We start from the raw sequence: 15,929 nt of genomic DNA, 5'->3' as shown, positions 1-15,929 counted from the left end.
CATTTATTTAATAATTACTTTTCCATGGAACATATCCATGCCACATGCCCATTGGTATGTACCAGGTTTATCAGTATCAATTTGAATTGATTCAGTTTGATTCTTGGGAAGCGCTTGGTTAATTCCCCAATCTGGGAAGACCACGTGATCCAAACAACTGGATGCGTCCTGTCTAGTGAAGTTTAAAGTCGCTGGAATCCCACGTTTTAGTGTCACTACTTCGGGGGAGTAACCACCGTTAACGTTGATATCGACATTTTGATGATGATTAACGACCTTTGAATCTGCTGCATCCGCTACGTGGTGGCCGAAGAACCACCAACTAATGAATGCAATTAGGGCTAACCCAATGATTAATACAATTATTTTAATCATTTCGCACCTCCTTAATAAGTTGTGTTTACATATGTAAACTTGATTAACTACAGCATAAACCTACTGTTTACATTTGTCAACGAGGATGAATTAGATTATACAAAAACAGTGTTCCAACGTTTAATTCGTTGAAACACTGTTTTTAATTTAATGGTTTAACCATGTTGTACCAAACTTCACCAGCGTGACTGGAATCTGATTCACCTTCGTTTACGTAACCATTTTTTTCATAAAATGGAATTAACCGTTGTAGGCAAGTGAGGGTTACTGCTTTTCTGTGATCACGTTTCGCGATTGTTTCGATATGAGTTAATAACTGACTAGCAATGCCGTGTCCTTGTTGATCAGGGGCGACTGCGATACTGAGTACGGTTTGATAAGCATCAGCTGGATCATTGGGCGTTGCCTTCTCATATAGCTGGTCGTCTAGATACCGTTTATTATAAGCGGCACCAACAATAAAGCCGACAACTTTACCATCTGCCTTAGCAACAATAAATGTATCGCTTAAGTTGTTGATCCGGTCTAACATGGTATTCCGTGAAGAAGCTTCATCGGCGTTAAAGCCAGCCTGTTCAATCGGCATGATTGCGTCTAAGTCGGCACTGGTAGCATGTTGGAATGTAATATTCATGATTTACTCCTTAATATGGTAATTTAAATTCATTAGTATTATAACATTGCTTAATGTAAGCATTATGAACTAACGTTTGTTATTATGATACTAAAAATGGAATTGGTTTAATGGAGGACTTTACTAATATGGATGATTTAAAAACATTTCAAGCAAAATGGCGAGCAGCTAATCCTAAATATGCAGATGAATTAAGAGCAATGGATATTGATCAACAAGTCGATCAATTACTTCAAATGATTAATCAATTTAAAGCATAGTAAAAAGGCTAGCTACCATGAACGGTAACTAGTCTTTTATAATTGATTGATTTATTTAATAACACCAAATCCACCGGTCCAGTTGATTTGCTTGCTAGCGGCGGTTGTCATTTGTAAGAAACCAAAGGCTTCTAATTCACGCGCACGTTTTAACTTTCCAGCATCAATTACTGCTAATTGGCTGTCAGCTAAAGCGGATTTGAATGATTGCTTAGCATCATCATCGTCACCAGCAACCATAACGGTTGTCTTAGTAACGCCATCAACGCTGCCACTTTCTAACGTAGCCGCAAAGTTAGTATTGAATGCTTTTAAGACCTTACTATCTGGTAATTTAGCTTGTAGTTCTTGAGCAGCAGAGCTATCGGCTGGAACGACTAAACTATCAAATGTATTGAAATCTAATGGGTTGGTAATATCAACAACGACCTTACCCTTTAATGAGTCACCATATTCATCAGCAATGCTTGCTAAAGCTGGATATGGAACGGCTAAAATTACGAGGTCACCGAATGAATCAACGTGATCCTTTGAAGTGTAGTAAGCAACTTGATTGCCAGCTGCTTCAAAATTCTTACCAATTGCAGTTCCCATGTTACCCTTACCAAAGATTGTAATATCCATAATTCACAAACCTTTCTGTGTATAACTAATTTAAATCTATCATATCGATTTTAATTTATAAATACAAAGATTTAGGCTTACAACTAAAAAATCAGCTTAGCAATATTGCTAAGCTGATTTAATTTGAAAACTATTTAACTTCTTGTTCAGTTTCAGCATCTTTTTCATCAGGAATTGGGGCATGTGAGTGCTTAATTCCATAAACGAAGTAGATGATAACCCCGATGATGAACCAAACTACAGAGTAAGTTTTGGCTTCGATATCAAGTCCCCAGAAGATAGCGAGGGAACCAAGGAATCCAAGTGCTGGAAAAACTGGGTAGAATGGAGCTCTAAATGGCGCCATTGGAAGATCCTTACCTTCTCGTTTTCTAAGTGGGTACATTGCAAGGGATACGAACATAAATGCAATTAGCGTCCCGGAAGAAATTAGTTGAGCCAAGAATGTGAATGGGAAGATTCCACCCATTACAATTCCAACGATGGTAATGATCCAAAGGGCAACACTTGGAAGGTGGTTCTTGTTTAGTTTACCAACTTGTTTTGGTAGCATCTTGTCACGACCAAATGAGTAAATCAAACGGGAACCAGCCATCATCATTGCAATCAATGCAGTGAACATCCCTAGCACGGCAATGGCTTGAACCACCGTAGCGGTAATCACGTGGCCTTGTTGTCTCAATGCCCAACCAACTGGTTCAGCGTTGTTAGCGTAGTTAGTGTACTTGAACATTCCAACAAGCACTAGTGATACCAAGATGAAGAAGATAGTTCCAATAATTAGGGAACCGATAATTCCTCGTGGCATGGTCTTTTGTGGATTCTTAGCTTCAGCAGAGTTAGAAGCAATGGAATCAAAACCAATGTAGGAAAGGAAGATGGTGGAAACCCCGGCATAGATACCGCCCCAACCACCAAAGGTAGTTCCATTAGCATTAAGGTGCGGCTTAGGAATAAATGGTACGTAGTTTTGAGCTTTAATTGCAGTTGCTCCAACTACGATGAAGACGATGATGGCAATCAGCTTTAATGCAACCAATAGGTTCGCAACCTTAGAACTCTTGTCATCCCCTAAGAAGAGAATAAACGTAACGATTGCCACGATGATTACGGCAATGATATCAACGACTCCACCATTAGTTCCAAGTGGAAAGGCTAGTGAGTTCGGTAATTTAAGCCCGAACGGTGAAATTAACCCTTGCACGTTTGATGACAGTCCAGCGGCAACGAAGGCCACCGCAATTAAGTATTCGGCGAGCAACGCCCAACCGACGATCCAGCCCCAGAACTTACCGAAGACCACGCTGATCCAAGAATAAGCAGAACCGGCAAATGGGAGGGAAGAAGCCATTTCAGCATAGTTCATAGCAACTAACCCAGCCACGATTGCAGCAACGATAAATGAAATTACAACGGAAGGACCGGTATAGTTAGCGGCCACAATTCCGGGAAGGGTGAAAATTGAGGTAGAAAGAATCGTCCCTAACCCAAGGGCTAAGAAATCCTTAACCGTTAGGGTCTTTTCAAGTGACTTATCCTTCTGAGCATAGAAATGAAAATCGACTTTTTCATTCATTCTTTTCCAAATTGACATAAGCAAAAACTCCTTTAATGTTTACCAACCAATCTCATTGAGATCAGACGGACTCTTTATTGTACCATCTTTCAACTCTTGCATGGCTTGTTCGATAATAGATAATCCACGATCTAAGTCTTCTTTTTTGATCACTAATGGTGGTTGAAATCTTAAAATGTTACCACGGACCGTAATCATCAAGGCGCCTAGTTCGAAGATGCGATAGATTAACTTAGTAGCAGATTCGTTATCGCCCTTACCAGTATTTGGATCAACGATATCAATTCCACCGTTTAAGCCGTATAATCGAACGTCACCAATGAAGTCGAATTTGGCTGCCAATTGATTAAAGAACTTTTCAGCATATTGGCCTAAGTCACGACTCCGTTCGACTAGTTTTTCATCCTTGATAACTTCTAGTGTCGCAATGGCGGCAGCAGTTGTTACAGGATTCCCAGCAGTAGTGTATACGTTACCAGGAGAACTAAGGGCATCAATGACTTCCTTACGTCCAATTACGGCACTTAATGGTAATCCGGATGCAATGGATTTACCTACGGCAATTAAGTCGGGATGTACATCTGGGAAGTGTTGAATTGACCACATTTTTCCAGTCCGGCCCATTCCTTGGTTAACTTCATCCACTGCGAACAAAATGCCATGTTCATGGGCGAATTCGTAGACTTGTTGGAGATAACGAGCAGGGGCCTTAGCAAATCCACCATCACCTTGAATAGCTTCGATTTCGATCAATGCAGTTTCATCAGCAGGGAGGTAGGTTTCAAATGGTAATTTAAACGCTTCGAACATCCGATCAATAAATTCGTCTTCGCTTTCATCAGGATGTCGATACCATGGACTTGGGAATGGAACTTTGACCACGCCTGGTAATAATGGCCCAATTTTGCGAGTCATATTAAGACTAACGCCAGATGTGGAAATTGATCCATATGTTGAGCCATGGTAAGCACCGGTAAAGCTAACTATGTATTGGCGACCGGTATACGCTCTGGCAAACTTAATAATTCCATCGTTAGCATCTGATCCTGAATTACCCCATGCAACCTTAACGGGGCCATCGATTGGGGCTAGTTCAGCGAGTTGCTTAGCTAACTTTACTTCTGGTTCGTTTGCAAAGTAAGCAGGGGTGTATTGAATTAGCTTACTTGCTTGATCTTGGATGGCCTTTACAACCTTAGGATGGGAATGACCAGTGTTAGTTGCCGAGGCACTAGATAGTAAGTCGATATACTGATTTCCATCTGCATCGGTTAAAATGGCTCCCTTTCCAGACTTGATGACAATGTCGAAATACTTAATTCGAGATGCCTTCGCATAGTATGTTTGTTCTTGCTCGTGTAGCTGTTGATTTGAATCTGGCACATTGATCACTCCTCTAAAATGATAAATAAAAAGGTCCTAATGGAATACCCATAGGACCATGGTAAAGCTATGTTTTAAATGGTCCACTCATTCAGTTTTTGAACGTGGACAGAGATTATTCGACAACTAAAACGCCATCTGATTATCCACATTGTGATTTAAGTTAATTAATAACGCAACGTTAGATAATAAGATGTTATTAATATTCGCGTTGAAGTTAATAGGTTTTAGCATGTCGATAATCCTCCTGAAATATGTGATAGGTAACTCTAATTGTTTTCTAATTATAAACTAATTTAATTTAATGTCAACACCCATTTTTTAATTTTTATTAACGGGGATATTGATGATTATTGTGATGCTGCTCTTTTAATTATCTCATTGAAAACTAAAAAAACAGATTAACAAGGTTAGTTAATCTGTTTTTGAATGGGTTAATTATTTTTATAAGCAGCAAAGATAATTGCAACAAAGGTATCATTATTATTACCATGATAGAAGCTGATTCCAACTTGGGTATTGGTAGGATCCATATCCTCTACATAGTGGCCGTGTTCTTTACCGTCACCGTTATCGGGACCTTCAGCTTGGAATTGATTAACAATTCGTTCTGCGGCAGTAGTTGGCGTGTCATTATCAAGATAATAACTTTCACCTAGGTTTTCGCTGATTTGGGAAGCCCATTGAGTGATGTTTAGGTTTAATTGATTGGCATCATCCATTGCAATCATGTAGTTATTAGAATCATAGTGGGTAAAATTGGTAACCACTTGTTTAACACGGGTTTGAGCAATCTTAGTTAATTCATCATTGATGGTTAGAGGTGCTACTCCAGCACCAGCCCGGGCCCGATTAATCGCATTGAATGTGGCTTGGGCAGCTGCAGATTGAACGTTGATGCTATTCCAGTTTACACCGGTTTGGTTCATTAAGTTAGTGACATCACTGGAAGGATTATTAGATGCTGAATAGGAATAGTCCATATTAGGAATTGATGTTGAAATGGTAGGAGTCGTACTGGTTGTCGTTGAACTAGTCGTGGCAGGAGTGCTAGTATTGCTGGATTGACTATTGGCATTAGTATTAGTAGTGGTCGTAGTACTGTTGCTACTAGTGGTATCACTGTCATCTTGGGCAGCACTAGTGGTTTGCTTATTATCAGCCTTCTTTTGTTTATCTTTAGTGGTTGTCGTTTTTAAATCACTAAGCTTAAACCAGCCAATGGTTTGACTGCCCTTAACTAGAAAGGCGTAGCGGACGCCATGGGCTGTCTTTACTGACTTAGCAGTATAATCACCACTTAGTTTGTAATCCTTTTTAGTTTTAACATTCTTAGTAGTGGGTAGCTTACGGTATAAAGTACTGCGACTGACCTTGGCGGTGTATGTAGTAGTTTTGGCGTTAGCTAATAATTGATAGGCGCCAGTAAAAGATAGCGCGGCAATTCCAGCAATCACTAATTGTTTAACTTTCATTTGTAAAAGACTCCTTCATTGTTTTTATCATAAGTATACCTTAAAAAAAGCATCAACAAAAATTTATTCAATATCATGGTAATCAAAAAGTAGTGGATGATAATTAAAATCATCCACTACTTTATTTACAATCTTGATATATCCAATATCCGCTTATCAACTACTATGATAAATAAAATATGATAAAAATCAAGTTTAAGCGTCTCATTTTTCAATATGAAGCGTCATTGCATTAATTGCAACGATGACTGTACTACATGACATTAAGATTGCCCCGACCATTGGGCTTAAGATAATGCCCGCAAATGCTAGTACCCCGGCTGCTAATGGAAGGGCTACAATATTGTAACCAGCTCCCCACCATAGGTTTTCGATGGTCTTAGCTTCAGAGGCCTTGGCTAACTTCAAGAGGGCGATGACATCAAGAGGGTCACTATTAACTAATACGACATCGGCTGAGTCGATGGCAACGTCAGTTCCAGAACCGATCGCAATTCCTAAGTTGGCCTTAGCTAAACTAGGTGCATCGTTAACTCCATCACCAATGAAGATTACATTACCATCTTGTTGGTACTTGGTAACTAATTTTTGCTTATCTTCAGGCTTTAAGTTAGCTTCGAACTTAGTGATTCCTAATGTGTTAGCTACCTTTTGGGCGGTCTTTTCATTATCACCGGTTAGCATTACTGGTTGAATGTGTTGTGATAATAAATACTTCACCATTTTATCTGAATTAGGCTTAATTTGATCACCTTCAGCAACGATGGCAAGCGCCTTATTATCAGCAACTAGATAACTAACGGTGTTACCTTGTGCAGCGACGTCGTCAAATTGCTTTTGATCAAATGCAATGTGGTGTTCCTTTAGATAACTGCTGGAAACAACTAGGTAATTCTTATTGTTAATTTCAGCTTGTAATCCGGATCCAGTAATTTGTTGAACGTTATCTGATTGAAGGAGCTTAATTGATTTCTGATCAGCAGCAGCTAAAATTCCGGTTGCTAGTGGATGACTAGAAGTTTGTTCGGCACTGGCAATTAATTGCAATGCATCATCATCGGAAAGGGAACTGTCAAGGCTCTTAACTAAGTTGACTTTGAATTGTCCCTGGGTTAACGTCCCAGTCTTATCCATTAATGCATATTTTAAATGTTTAGTACCTTCTAGGGCATCCCGATTTCTAATCAATAATCCATTCGTAGCTGCCAATGAAGTCGTCCGTGAAGTAACCAATGGGATTGCGAGTCCTAAAGCATGGGGACATGCAATGATCAATACGGTCACCGCCGTTGTCGTTGCAAATGAAACTCCATTAATGAAGCTCCAAACGATCCAAGCTACGATGGCGATACTAAGGGAAGCGTAAAATAGGTATCCTGAGACCCTATCGGCAATGTTTTGGTTCTTAGATTTACTATTTTGAGCATTGGTAACTAGGTCCTTAACCTTGGATAGGTAACCAGAATCACCGGTTCCAGTTACCTTGAATTGGATGGTTCCATCATCGTTATTGGAACCACCAATAACCTTATCATTAACGTTTTTAGTAACGCTTCTGGATTCACCAGTTACTAATGATTCGTTGACCTTACTACTACCATCAACGATAATCCCATCAGCTGGAATCTTTTCACCGGCTTTAACTAATACGATATCGTCATTTTTTAATGTATTTAGTTGGACAGCTTTGAAACTGCCATCAGCTTGTTTAACGTTGGCCGTATTTGGTAGAAGGTTTGATAACTTATCAACTGCAGAACCAGCATTCATGATCGTATTCATTTCAATCCAGTGCCCTAATAACATGATGACGATTAACGTTGATAGTTCCCAGAAGAAATTGCTGACGGTCGCACTGCTGTGCGTCAGGTTATTGTGAATTACTGAGTAGATACTGTAAACGTATGCTACTGAAATCCCCATGGAAATTAAAGACATCATGGCTGGTTTCTTAGATTGCAATTCACACTTAGCACCACTAAAGAATGGTTTACCACCATAAAAGAAGAGGATGCTACCTAAAATGGCTACGACCCAGTCCGAACCCTTAAAGAAGAATTGGAATGGTAAGCGCATGCCCATCATTGGGGACATGATCAAAATGGGAATCATGAGGATAAATGAGACCCAGAACTTTAGTTTTAGATTCCCCATGTTCATCATGTGACCACCATGCATCATCATCATGCCGCCACCACTCATGTTCATATTGCCCATATCATGGCCCGCCATTACCATTTCCATGACTCATGTCCATGCCTTGCATATTGTTATGATCATGATCCATATTCATATCTTTCATGTTATGGTCATCGTGGTTCATGTTGTTTTGATCGTGATGCATGTTTTTCATATCGTGATCATTACCGTTCATGTTTTTCATATCGTCTTTGTTCATTTTCATGCCCTTCATATCATCGTCTTTCATTTCATATCATCTCCACATTTCATATATTGATTGTCTAGACAATTGCATTTAACTTTATCCGGGGCAGTTTTTTGTTTTTCAGCTAACTTATCCATTAGCATTTGAATATCATCTTTACTAATCGCAAAGTGATCAATGATGGTGCCGATTTCATTACCGACTTTCATTTCACACATGTTATCAAAGAGATTAATGGAAACGGCATTCATGGCATCTTTTTCACTAACCTTAGGTGAATAAATATAGCCATTACCTTGTTTATCCACGTTCAAATAATCTTTATTTTTCAACCGTGTGATCAATGTTTTGACGGTTGACGGTTTCCAATCATTTTGATGCGCTAGTTCATCAATAATTTGATGGCTAGTACATTGCTTTAGTGTCCAAACAATGCGCATTACGGACCATTCGGAATTGGTAATGCTCGTAGGTGCACTCATTGAATCACTTCCTTTTATATATTTCGTACAATGATTAATATATCATCGTAGTCTACATATGTAAACTAATACGCTTGAACAGCATTTAAAGGCTAGCTATTGTAAAATGGAAGGTAATAATTACAATTAGGAGGGCTTATTTATGGATAAGAACACATTTCAGCCGCAATCGATTGACCAACTATCTGATCAATATGATTTGATAATCGTAGGGGCTGGTTCAACCGGCTTAGTAGCAGCTTTACAGGCGCATGAATTAGGGTTAAAGCCGGTCATTTTAGAAAAAATGGATCGATTAGGTGGTAATTCCAACCGGGCTTCGTCCGGGATGAACGCAGCAGAAACGGAGACCCAGTTGCATCACCACATTGTAGATAGTTATGAAGCCTTTTATAATGACACGTTCATTGGTGGCGATAAACAAAACAATAAGGCGATGTTACGCTATTTCACTACCCATGCGGCATTAGCTGTTGATTGGTTGTCTGATCATGGCATTGAATTAGACGATGTTACGATTACTGGAGGGATGCACACTAAGCGCACCCATCGGCCAAGCAGCATGGCACCAATCGGGAACTATCTAGTAACTTCGTTCTTGAAATTGATTGAAGCCGCGGGGATTCCGGTGTTTAACCAAGTTGATGTTAAGCAACTATTGACTACTAATGGCCGCATTGATGGCGTTAATGCCCAAGATCGTGATGGGAACGTTCATCAGATTCATGCTAAGGCCGTAGTATTGGCTACCGGAGGATTTGGTGCTAGTAAAGCAATCATTGGTAAGTATCGGCAGGATTTAGTTCATTATCGAACGACTAATCAACCTGGAGCAACTGGGGATGGCTTAAAGTTAGCCACTGATGTGGGGGCTGGATTAGTGGATATGAATAAGATTCAAGTCCATCCAACGGTGCAACAAGATAATGACCATGCATTTTTAATTGGAGAAGCAGTTCGTGGTGAAGGCGCTATTTTGGTTGATGCTGATGGTAAACGCTTTGTTAACGAATTGGATACGCGCAAGAACGTGACTGATGCAATTAATCGACTAGCACATCCAAGTGCATACCTAGTTTTTAACCAGGGCGTCCGCGACCATGCAAAGGCGATTGATTTCTATGATTCCATTGGCCTCGTGATTCATGGTGCAACTATTGATGAGTTAGCCCAAAACATTGGGGCACCTGCTTCAGAGCTAACCCAGACGATTAAACATTGGAATCAAGCGGTCGCTAATCATGATGATGAGCAATTTCATCGTTCAACGGGGATGGATCGTGATTTAAGTCAAGGTCCATACTTTGCCATTCATGTGGCCCCAGCAGTTCATTACACCATGGGGGGCATTAAGGTCAATCAACTAACCCAGGTGCTAACTGATGCTGGCCAACCAATTGCGGGATTATTTGCCGGTGGGGAAGTTGCTGGTGGTCTGCATGGTGATAACCGAATTGGTGGTAATTCAATTGCCGAAACCGTAATTTTTGGACGGCAAGCTGGCCAACAGGTATATAAATACATTACGGATTAAAAAAAGCCAAGAACGAATTGCATCGTTCTTGGCTTTTTTAGCTAGATTAGATTAATCTAATCCGTTTAAGTTATCAGTGTAACCGCTAAGCCGTAATACCGTCTTAGGATCAGTATGATCAGCTGAGACTCCGTCCTTGCGATCAAGCGCACTAATGGCTTTCATTTCATCGTCTGAAAGGTTGAAATCAAAGATATCAATGTTTTCTTTAATTCTAGCTGGTTTAGCACTTTTGGCAATTGAAACAATCCCACGTTGGAATAACCATCTTAGCATCACTTGGCCAACACCCTTATTATGGTTATTGCTAATTTCAGTTAACGTTGGGTTAGTAAAGATATGGTCATACCCTTGTGCAAATGGCGCCCAAGCTTCTGGTTGAATACCAAAACTCTTTAGGTAGTCAACAGTTGCTTTTTCTTGGTTCCATGGATTAATTTCGATTTGGTTAATAGCTGGTTTAACCTTATTAAAAGTGGCTAAATCAGTAATTTGATAGTCTGGGAAGTTAGAAACTCCAATTGACTTGATCTTACCGGCGGCTCTAGCTTCTTCCATTGCTCGCCATGAACCGTAGTTGTCACCATATGGTTGGTGAATTAAATATAAGTCTAGATAGTCCAATTGTAGTTTTTCTAATGAATTATCAATGGCTTGCTTAGTTTTTTCATAACCACTATCGTTAATCCATACCTTAGAAGTAACGAATAATTGGTCACGAGCGATACCACTGTTTTTAATTCCTTCACCAACTAAGGCTTCGTTAGTGTAGACCTTAGCAGTATCGATTAAACGGTATCCAGCACTAATTGCAGATTCAACTGCCTTTACAGTTTCATCAGGATCAGTTAGTTTATAAGTTCCAAATCCCACTGCAGGGATCTTGTTACCGTCATTTAATTCAAAGTATTCCATTTTATTTAATTCCTCCTATTAACTATTCCCACGCATCGGTGTCATCGGGATTATCAAAGTTTTGTTCATCTGAATCATCAGGATGTTCATCAACTGGATTATCATCATCATCGCTATCTTCGGCGGTATCAGCGCCTAAGTCATCAACAATGTCACGATCGTCATCATCAGCGGTGTCAGTATCAAAATCATCGGTAGTGTCATCGTCGTTGTCGTCCCAATCATCATCAGTATCATCGGGTGCATTATCATCAATGATGCGATTGCCATCACCAGATAGGTCTTCTAGTGGATCCTCGTCAGCATCGCTATAATCATCTAAATCATTTAATTCGTCTAAATCCATGTATTCGTCATCGTCATCTCTAGCCATAATTATCACCTTGCTTATTGATATATTATTTATGTTTTTAGTGTAGCACAGACATAACAAAGATAATATTAATATGCTTCTGTGATTTAATTTGACAAATAAATAAAATGCGGTATGATAGGAAGTAATCAAGAACGAATCGATTATATCGGCTAAGCTTTGTAACAGGTAAACGGTGTTAAGTCACTATTACCTGTTATTTTTTTACAATAATGGAGGAATAAATTATGCATTGGCAAACAGAATGGGCAGCCAATAAGTACTGGGTAATGGCGCACTCTCAACAAGCGTATAACCAGATTCGCCAACTGGCGAAGCATAACGATTGGACCCCTGCAAAACAGGCTGCGTATCATGAAATTATAGCAACCGCATCAGTTCAATCGCCAACACGAGCAACGTTAACCACTGCCTACCAACATGTTTGGGGTTATTTTAAAAAATTAGCAACGCCAGCTGAAAAGCAATTTTATTTAGCATCATTAGCTACATTGACCCCTGATAATGATCAACTTGGCCCGTTTTTAGTTCAACTAACTGATAAGTATAATGTTCAGTATTTGAAACAATCACGATTAATTCAAGAATTGAGGGATTGATAATGCGACTATGGCACCAGGATTTAATTAATCGGCTCCCCCGTCAACAGTTGTTAGGACAGCACCGCGAACTTTGTGCACTACGTGGCAATGGGTGGGGACGCCGTCACGCCACCGTTGATTATGTATTTGACTATTCACCATATAAATTGTTTCAATTTCATCAGTTGGTGATGAATGAAATGTAAATTCGTGGTTACCATCCAGATTTGCGTTGGTTAGATTCAAACTATCGCGGTAATAGTTGTGCGCCATATTCAGATTTGAAGCCGGTCGCATTAACAACGCCGATTTACATTGAGCATGACTTAGCTTATTTAATCGTTTGCCGAGACAATTTAAAGGCAAAGGGAATTGAAATTAGTTAAATAGATTGTGTGCTAATTAATTGATTAATATTCATTTATATTTATAATGTTAAAAAGATAGTTATGAAAGGGGATTTTAAAATGGATCAAGCAAGACAAACAGAGGTATTAACATCATTACGGAGAACCCGTTCCCATATTATTAACGCGTTAGACGGAACCAATGAAAATAGTAATGTAATTAAAGACATTGACCGATTTGTTAAATTTTTAAATGAAACCCCATTATCAGAAATTACTGAAAAAGACGTTGATTATAATTACTCAATCATTAAGGCTGAAATTAATTGTTCGCTCAATTGTTTCACCCATGCATTAAACGCAATTAAATAATTGTAAAACAAAAATCCCATGCCTGAGATCAACAGCATGGGATTTTTTACTGCCCCGGTTGGACTCGAACCAACAACCTACGCATTAACAGTGCGGTATTCTACCATTGAACTACGGGGCAAAAAGAGAGATATGAAGCCGTTCCCAAGGGGGAACGAACTGCTCAAGCTGGACTCGAACCAGCAACCTACGCATTAACAGTGCGGTATTCTACCATTGAACTATTGAGCAAAAAGAGAGAAAGAACGGATCCTAAGGAAGGATCAACTGCCCCGGTTGGACTCGAACCAACAACCTACGCATTAACAGTGCGGTATTCTACCATTGAACTACGGGGCAAAAAGAGAGATATGAAGCCGTTCCCAAGGGGGAACGAACTGCTCAAGCTGGACTCGAACCAGCAACCTACGCATTAACAGTGCGGTATTCTACCATTGAACTATTGAGCAAAAAGAGAGAAAGAACGGATCCTAAGGAAGGATCAACTGCCCCGGTTGGACTCGAACCAACAACCTACGCATTAACAGTGCGGTATTCTACCATTGAACTACGGGGCAAAAAGAGAGATATGAAGCCGTTCCCAAAGGGGAACGAACTGCTCAAGCTGGACTCGAACCAGCAACCTACGCATTAACAGTGCGGTATTCTACCATTGAACTATTGAGCAAGAAGTGAAAATGAACAGATCCTAAGGAAGGATCAACTGCCCCGGTTGGACTCGAACCAACAACCTACGCATTAACAGTGCGGTATTCTACCATTGAACTACGGGGCAATAATTGAAATTGAATCAAAGAAAAAGGACTCGCATTCTTAAGATGAAATGCGGGTCCTTTGGTATTGCAGAATTTTAAGAAAGGGTATCCACGCTTTTCATCAAAGTATGGATACAAGTTAGTTTTAGGCGTTTACCACGCTAAAGAAATACCCATACGAATTACAATTATTATTATTGCTATTATTATTATTATTGTAATTAGCATTGGTATTATTATTTGATTGAACTGCTGAAATCATCTTAGCCTTTAGCATGGTTTCGCCTCCTTTTAGTTTCGATTTAATTTATGTTTATATAATAATATGGTTAGAGAAATATGTCAACACTTATAATGATTTAATTTACTTATCATTTTATTATTTTGTTGCAAATGACTGTTAAGTCAACGATTGTTAGCATAAAAGAAAATTTGGAAAATCACAAATTAAATTAATTGGTTGTGTGCTTATTACATTTTGTTTACATCATAAAGATTTAGTTTATTGATTGTTATCTAATATTATATAATATTTATGTAAAGATATAGGAGTGATCGATAAATTATGAATAAAATAAACCAATTATTAGCGGTAGCTGGAATTACTACCGCATCAATTGTAGGATTAACACTTACTAATCCTACCAGCGCTGCTGCCGATACTACTGCTAATAGCACTAGTCAATCACAGGTAGCTAGTAGCTCATCTCAAGATGCATCCCAAAGCGCTAGTAGTGCATCCCAAAGTAGCTCACAGACTGATAGTAGTGCTGCGCAAAATCAATCTGCTGATGATACAACTAGTAGTTATTCAACCAGTACGGAAGAAAGTTCTACTACCACTGAATCAAGTGGTGCTTCAAAAACGGTTAAGAAGACTAAAACTACAACCAATGATAATGGAGTAACAAAAGAAAAACAAACTAAGTCGACTACATATAATCAGCCTTACAGTGCTACTAAGAAATTATATAAGACTAGTTATAACTTCTACAAGGATTTAAATAACGTTGATAAGCTTTCATCTGCCAAGGGTAGTTATGGCAAGAGCTTTAAGTTAAGTCGAGTAGCTAAGACTAATAAGGATACGTATTATAAAACTGATCGCGGTTGGATTAGTAGCGATGCTTTTAATCAATACGTGACAGAACAAGGTAGTATGAGTGCTAAGATGAAGGTCAATAGTAGTGATGCTGCAGTTTACTCTGCCCCTGCTAACACTAAGGGAGCCCAAAAAGTGGGAACGGCCGATAGTCTAGGATTAAGTGATCAATTGTTAAATGTAAACTATCGTAAGTATACGAATACTAAAGACGGTTACTTCCGGGTAACTAAAGATGGCCAAAACTACTACATTAATGGTAAAGATATGAAATTTGATTTAGATGGTTTAAAGAGTAACAACACCAAAATCGAAAAAGCAATTAGTGCCGGAATGGCATTAGTTGGTAAATCACCTTATTCATGGGGTGGTGGTCGGACTGCTGCTAGTATCGCAGCACGTCGATTTGATTGTTCCTCATTTATCCATTATATCTACGCTAAGGCTGGAGTGACTTTAGGTTCAGTAACTGCAACTACCTACACTCTTAAAAACGAAGGGCGCGCCGTTAATTATAAAGATATGAAACGTGGTGATATCTTCTTCTTTAATGATAAAAAAGAAGGAGCATTCTGTCACGTTGGAATTTATTTAGGCAATGGATTATTCTTAAACGATTCACCATCGACTGATAGTCATGGAGTTGACGTTTCTAGCTTGTCTGATCCACATTGGTCTAAGCGATTTAACCACGTTGTTAGACGAGTAGCTTAGTTAAAATGAGAATTACCATTTGGTGGTTCTTTTTTTAATGG

17 protein-coding genes, 7 tRNA genes and 1 pseudogene are annotated in these 15,929 nt (G+C 39.2%); 6 read left to right on the top strand and 19 right to left on the bottom strand.

All coding sequences use genetic code 11. The features are described 5' to 3' along the window. Nucleotides 1-3 precede the first annotated feature (3 nt). Together R4146_RS01690 and R4146_RS01685 are read right to left on the bottom strand one after the other, a co-directional pair. Nucleotides 4-375: a cupredoxin domain-containing protein gene (locus R4146_RS01690; RefSeq protein WP_339959726.1), complete on the bottom strand. Its 372-nt coding sequence runs from the start codon at nt 373-375 to the stop codon at nt 4-6. A gap of 142 nt (nt 376-517) precedes the next feature. Next, a complete protein-coding gene (locus R4146_RS01685) occupies nt 518-1,009 on the bottom strand; it encodes a GNAT family N-acetyltransferase (RefSeq protein WP_339959725.1) in 492 nt (163 codons plus the stop codon). Nucleotides 1,010-1,137: 128 nt separating this feature from the next. Between R4146_RS01685 and R4146_RS01680 the strand changes: the two genes are divergently transcribed. Continuing rightward, nucleotides 1,138-1,269: a hypothetical protein gene (locus R4146_RS01680; protein WP_339959724.1), complete on the top strand. Its 132-nt coding sequence runs from the start codon at nt 1,138-1,140 to the stop codon at nt 1,267-1,269. Between the two features lie 51 nt (nt 1,270-1,320). Here the strand turns inward: R4146_RS01680 and R4146_RS01675 are convergent, their stop codons facing one another. The 7 genes from R4146_RS01675 to R4146_RS01650 all read right to left on the bottom strand — a co-directional run bounded on the left by R4146_RS01675 (nt 1,321) and on the right by R4146_RS01650 (nt 9,195). After that, nucleotides 1,321-1,893, bottom strand: coding sequence for an NADPH-dependent F420 reductase (locus R4146_RS01675; RefSeq protein ID WP_339959723.1), 573 nt, complete (start codon nt 1,891-1,893; stop codon nt 1,321-1,323). A 130-nt stretch (nt 1,894-2,023) separates the two neighbouring features. After that, complete coding sequence (locus tag R4146_RS01670; protein ID WP_373695328.1) at nt 2,024-3,487, bottom strand: APC family permease; 1,464 nt, start codon at nt 3,485-3,487, stop codon at nt 2,024-2,026. A gap of 21 nt (nt 3,488-3,508) precedes the next feature. Continuing rightward, nucleotides 3,509-4,858, bottom strand: a complete 1,350-nt coding sequence (locus R4146_RS01665) for an aspartate aminotransferase family protein (protein ID WP_373695347.1) — start codon at nt 4,856-4,858, stop codon at nt 3,509-3,511. 428 nt (nt 4,859-5,286) lie between these two features. Then, nucleotides 5,287-6,327: a CAP domain-containing protein gene (locus tag R4146_RS01660; protein ID WP_339959721.1), complete on the bottom strand. Its 1,041-nt coding sequence runs from the start codon at nt 6,325-6,327 to the stop codon at nt 5,287-5,289. Nucleotides 6,328-6,531: 204 nt separating this feature from the next. After that, entirely contained in the window at nt 6,532-8,571 is a 2,040-nt protein-coding gene (locus R4146_RS01655; protein ID WP_373695327.1) for a heavy metal translocating P-type ATPase, read from the bottom strand. Further along, the gene (locus tag R4146_RS08900) at nt 8,546-8,755 is read right to left on the bottom strand and encodes a hypothetical protein (protein ID WP_373695326.1); all 210 of its coding nucleotides are present in this window, start codon (nt 8,753-8,755) and stop codon (nt 8,546-8,548) included. The genes R4146_RS01655 and R4146_RS08900 overlap by 26 nt, the downstream gene beginning before the upstream one ends. Beyond that, complete coding sequence (locus tag R4146_RS01650; RefSeq protein ID WP_339959720.1) at nt 8,752-9,195, bottom strand: CopY/TcrY family copper transport repressor; 444 nt, start codon at nt 9,193-9,195, stop codon at nt 8,752-8,754. Before R4146_RS01650 ends, R4146_RS08900 begins: the two co-directional genes overlap by 4 nt. Before the next feature lie 142 nt (nt 9,196-9,337). On the opposite strand from R4146_RS01650, the gene R4146_RS01645 reads away from it, so the two are divergent. Next, nucleotides 9,338-10,729 carry a flavocytochrome c gene (locus R4146_RS01645; protein WP_339959719.1) on the top strand — a complete coding sequence of 464 codons (1,392 nt, stop codon included), beginning with the start codon at nt 9,338-9,340 and terminating at the stop codon, nt 10,727-10,729. A 51-nt stretch (nt 10,730-10,780) separates the two neighbouring features. On the opposite strand, the gene R4146_RS01640 is transcribed toward R4146_RS01645, so the two are convergent. Beyond that, complete coding sequence (locus R4146_RS01640) at nt 10,781-11,644, bottom strand: aldo/keto reductase (RefSeq protein WP_339959718.1); 864 nt, start codon at nt 11,642-11,644, stop codon at nt 10,781-10,783. Between the two features lie 22 nt (nt 11,645-11,666). Next, nucleotides 11,667-12,017, bottom strand: a complete 351-nt coding sequence (locus R4146_RS01635; RefSeq protein ID WP_339959717.1) for a hypothetical protein — start codon at nt 12,015-12,017, stop codon at nt 11,667-11,669. A 227-nt stretch (nt 12,018-12,244) separates the two neighbouring features. Here R4146_RS01635 and R4146_RS01630 point away from each other — a divergent pair, with 227 nt between their 5' ends. The 3 genes and pseudogenes from R4146_RS01630 (at nt 12,245) to R4146_RS01620 (ending at nt 13,317) form a co-directional block, all read left to right on the top strand. After that, a complete protein-coding gene (locus R4146_RS01630; protein WP_339959716.1) occupies nt 12,245-12,616 on the top strand; it encodes a YbgA family protein in 372 nt (123 codons plus the stop codon). A gap of 2 nt (nt 12,617-12,618) precedes the next feature. Beyond that, a pseudogene (locus tag R4146_RS01625) lies at nt 12,619-12,984 on the top strand (TIGR02328 family protein). An 81-nt stretch (nt 12,985-13,065) separates the two neighbouring features. Continuing rightward, nucleotides 13,066-13,317 (top strand): hypothetical protein, encoded by a 252-nt coding sequence (locus tag R4146_RS01620; protein WP_339959715.1) that lies wholly within the window; start codon nt 13,066-13,068, stop codon nt 13,315-13,317. Between the two features lie 49 nt (nt 13,318-13,366). On the opposite strand, the gene R4146_RS01615 is transcribed toward R4146_RS01620, so the two are convergent. The 8 genes from R4146_RS01615 to R4146_RS01580 all read right to left on the bottom strand — a co-directional run bounded on the left by R4146_RS01615 (nt 13,367) and on the right by R4146_RS01580 (nt 14,349). Next, nucleotides 13,367-13,438: transfer RNA gene (locus tag R4146_RS01615), tRNA-Asn, on the bottom strand. Nucleotides 13,439-13,476: 38 nt separating this feature from the next. After that, nucleotides 13,477-13,548 (bottom strand) — tRNA-Asn (locus R4146_RS01610). A gap of 36 nt (nt 13,549-13,584) precedes the next feature. Beyond that, nucleotides 13,585-13,656: transfer RNA gene (locus R4146_RS01605), tRNA-Asn, on the bottom strand. Between the two features lie 38 nt (nt 13,657-13,694). Further along, nucleotides 13,695-13,766 (bottom strand) — tRNA-Asn (locus R4146_RS01600). A 36-nt stretch (nt 13,767-13,802) separates the two neighbouring features. After that, a tRNA-Asn gene (locus R4146_RS01595) sits at nt 13,803-13,874 on the bottom strand. A gap of 38 nt (nt 13,875-13,912) precedes the next feature. Continuing rightward, nucleotides 13,913-13,984: transfer RNA gene (locus R4146_RS01590), tRNA-Asn, on the bottom strand. Nucleotides 13,985-14,020: 36 nt separating this feature from the next. Further along, nucleotides 14,021-14,092 (bottom strand) — tRNA-Asn (locus R4146_RS01585). Between the two features lie 125 nt (nt 14,093-14,217). Beyond that, nucleotides 14,218-14,349: a hypothetical protein gene (locus R4146_RS01580; protein ID WP_339959714.1), complete on the bottom strand. Its 132-nt coding sequence runs from the start codon at nt 14,347-14,349 to the stop codon at nt 14,218-14,220. A 288-nt stretch (nt 14,350-14,637) separates the two neighbouring features. On the opposite strand from R4146_RS01580, the gene R4146_RS01575 reads away from it, so the two are divergent. Further along, nucleotides 14,638-15,888 (top strand): C40 family peptidase, encoded by a 1,251-nt coding sequence (locus R4146_RS01575; protein WP_339959712.1) that lies wholly within the window; start codon nt 14,638-14,640, stop codon nt 15,886-15,888. The last annotated feature ends 41 nt before the right edge of the window (nt 15,889-15,929 follow it).

It is taken from the genome of Nicoliella lavandulae, assembly GCF_037546185.1.
GTDB classification, from domain to species: Bacteria; Bacillota; Bacilli; order Lactobacillales; family Lactobacillaceae; genus Nicoliella; species Nicoliella lavandulae.
This window is presented reverse-complemented; position numbering and strand designations above follow the sequence as displayed.

What these genes read in the sequence shown, in the direction of transcription:
- R4146_RS01580 (WP_339959714.1), bottom strand. Translation starts at nt 14,349, where the DNA reads ATGCTAAAGGCTAAGATGATTTCAGCAGTTCAATCAAATAATAATACC.
- R4146_RS01685 (WP_339959725.1), bottom strand. Translation starts at nt 1,009, where the DNA reads ATGAATATTACATTCCAACATGCTACCAGTGCCGACTTAGACGCAATC.
- R4146_RS01675 (WP_339959723.1), bottom strand. Translation starts at nt 1,893, where the DNA reads ATGGATATTACAATCTTTGGTAAGGGTAACATGGGAACTGCAATTGGT.
- R4146_RS01640 (WP_339959718.1), bottom strand. Translation starts at nt 11,644, where the DNA reads ATGGAATACTTTGAATTAAATGACGGTAACAAGATCCCTGCAGTGGGA.
- R4146_RS01655 (WP_373695327.1), bottom strand. Translation starts at nt 8,571, where the DNA reads ATGGAAATGGTAATGGCGGGCCATGATATGGGCAATATGAACATGAGT.
- R4146_RS01635 (WP_339959717.1), bottom strand. Translation starts at nt 12,017, where the DNA reads ATGGCTAGAGATGACGATGACGAATACATGGATTTAGACGAATTAAAT.
- R4146_RS01690 (WP_339959726.1), bottom strand. Translation starts at nt 375, where the DNA reads ATGATTAAAATAATTGTATTAATCATTGGGTTAGCCCTAATTGCATTC.
- R4146_RS01620 (WP_339959715.1), top strand. Translation starts at nt 13,066, where the DNA reads ATGGATCAAGCAAGACAAACAGAGGTATTAACATCATTACGGAGAACC.
- R4146_RS01630 (WP_339959716.1), top strand. Translation starts at nt 12,245, where the DNA reads ATGCATTGGCAAACAGAATGGGCAGCCAATAAGTACTGGGTAATGGCG.
- R4146_RS01670 (WP_373695328.1), bottom strand. Translation starts at nt 3,487, where the DNA reads ATGTCAATTTGGAAAAGAATGAATGAAAAAGTCGATTTTCATTTCTAT.
- R4146_RS01680 (WP_339959724.1), top strand. Translation starts at nt 1,138, where the DNA reads ATGGATGATTTAAAAACATTTCAAGCAAAATGGCGAGCAGCTAATCCT.
- R4146_RS08900 (WP_373695326.1), bottom strand. Translation starts at nt 8,755, where the DNA reads ATGAAAGACGATGATATGAAGGGCATGAAAATGAACAAAGACGATATG.
- R4146_RS01650 (WP_339959720.1), bottom strand. Translation starts at nt 9,195, where the DNA reads ATGAGTGCACCTACGAGCATTACCAATTCCGAATGGTCCGTAATGCGC.
- R4146_RS01660 (WP_339959721.1), bottom strand. Translation starts at nt 6,327, where the DNA reads ATGAAAGTTAAACAATTAGTGATTGCTGGAATTGCCGCGCTATCTTTT.
- R4146_RS01645 (WP_339959719.1), top strand. Translation starts at nt 9,338, where the DNA reads ATGGATAAGAACACATTTCAGCCGCAATCGATTGACCAACTATCTGAT.
- R4146_RS01575 (WP_339959712.1), top strand. Translation starts at nt 14,638, where the DNA reads ATGAATAAAATAAACCAATTATTAGCGGTAGCTGGAATTACTACCGCA.